Consider the following 1861-nt stretch of genomic DNA (forward strand, 5'->3'; position numbering starts at 1 on the left):
GTGGGCCAGCCCGGGTCGAGGAGGTCGAGGGTGGGGAGAACGAGCAGGGGAACCGCCCCGGGGACGACGACGAGGGCACCATATTCCGCAATCGGGCTGCGACGCGCGGAGTCGTACCAGGCCACCACCAGGGTCACGGCGGCAAAGGCTAGAGCACCCACGATCAAGGCAATCTGGTCACCCAGAAGCCTCGTATCCGAGGTGGTGAGATAGCCGGTGAGCATGAACGCGGGCGGAACCGACCAGATCAGGCGGACCACCAGGCCCAGCCCGCCGGCGAGGACCGCGGTGGCGATTCCGACGATCACGTAGAAGATCGGCAACTCGACGCCGTGCGAGATGAGCGGCGCGAGCGCCATGGTGCCCGCAGCGACCAGGCCCGCCAACACCGCGGATCGCCAGTGATGGGCGAGGATCATGCCGCCGAGCGCCATGCCGCCGACGAGCATGTACGCGGCGATATCCGGGATCCAGCCGTAGAGGGTGCTGCTGGCGATGACGTCGAGCACCCCGGCCGCCAGGCCCGTGCCCACCAGCGCCAGGGCCCCCGGGTTGACCGGCCTGTCCTCGGTGGGCTTGTGCCGCGACTGCAGCCACAACCCCAGCCCGACCAGCACAACGGCGAGGATGCCGGCGCCGATCACGCGGGCGATCGGCGGGAACAGCCCAGCCTGGATCGCCACGACCAGAAGGAATGCGATGCCCGCCAGCATGATCGCGCCACCGAGCGCGGCGATGATCGTCGCGGGGGTCAGACGCGACGGCTTGGCTGGGGCCGGCTGTCCGTGAACCGGGAAGCTCGGCCCCTGCTGGCCGGGCTGCTGCAGAACGGGTCCGCCAGCTCGCCACGGACCACTCGGCTGCGCGGGCGCAGGCCCGGACCGCTGCTGCTGGTATTGGTGCTGCCAGGGCTGCTGGGTCGGTCCGGGCTGGTGAGCCGGTCCGGGCTGCTGGCCCTGCCCTGGCTGGCCCGCAGCGGGAGCGGGAGCGGGAGCAGGGCTGGGAGCGCCGGGTGCGGCTTCCCGAGCGGAGCTCGATCCGGGCACGGGCGCGGGGGCGGTGAGTCCACCCAGCGCGGACAGTCCGGTCCGGATCTCTGCCACCTCGGCAGTGATCCGGCCGAGGCGGGCGTCGAGATCCGCCAGCGTTCGTTTAACATGTTCGGACTGTTCAGAGTTCACCCCTGAATCTTCTCCCGAGACCGGTCAGCCGTCTACATCTTCACTCAACACGATGAGATCCGAGGGTTCGTCAGTCCGTGTCGCTGGCACCGTCGCTCGCGAGTGCGAGCGTGGCGAGGTCGTCGCCGGTGATGCCGGGATACCCGTGGAGCATCTCCCGCCACCGGGCAGGGAACGCCGAGGCGCCCCACCGAGCACCGAGTAGACCTCCGGCGATCGCGGCCACCGTATCGGTGTCGTCGCCAATGGCAATGGCCGCAGCCAGCGAGTCGCACGCGTGGCGCGCCGGCTCATCCGACGGCACCGGAGTGTGAAGGATGGCCGACCACGCCGCCTGGAACGCGGACACAACCCATCCATTGGGGTTAAAGCCCGAGGGCGGACCCTGCTCGGCCTCCTCGATCCGGCTCGCCCAGAAGGTGCGGGCCTCGTCGTCGTCAACAAACTCCAACCCACTGCGGACGTCGAGGACACCCTCACGCGCGGCGCGGTCGATCGCCAGCGACCACAGGACACACGCCTGGCCGGCGCGCGGATCGGCGTGGGTGAGCGCACTGACCTGGGCTGCGGCGCGGGCGATGGCGGGGCGGTCACCGAGATGCGCGAGCGCAACGGGGGCGGTGCGCATGAGCGAGCCGTTGCCGGCCGACCGGGAATTGCGGGAGGTGTAGTCGGCGGCC

2 protein-coding genes are annotated in these 1861 nt (G+C 70.6%); both read right to left on the reverse strand.

Features of this window, described 5'->3' with window-relative positions; all coding sequences use genetic code 11:
- Positions 1-1181: DUF2339 domain-containing protein (locus G6016_RS17700; RefSeq protein WP_182632895.1), on the reverse strand; the 1181-nt coding region annotated here is incomplete at its 3' end.
- 70 nt (positions 1182-1251) lie between these two features.
- A partial coding sequence (locus G6016_RS12095) for an ADP-ribosylglycohydrolase family protein (RefSeq protein WP_182632896.1) occupies positions 1252-1861 on the reverse strand: 610 nt, incomplete at its 5' end.

The sequence above is a fragment of the Dietzia aerolata genome (assembly GCF_014144865.1).
Classification (GTDB): domain Bacteria; phylum Actinomycetota; class Actinomycetes; order Mycobacteriales; family Mycobacteriaceae; genus Dietzia; species Dietzia aerolata.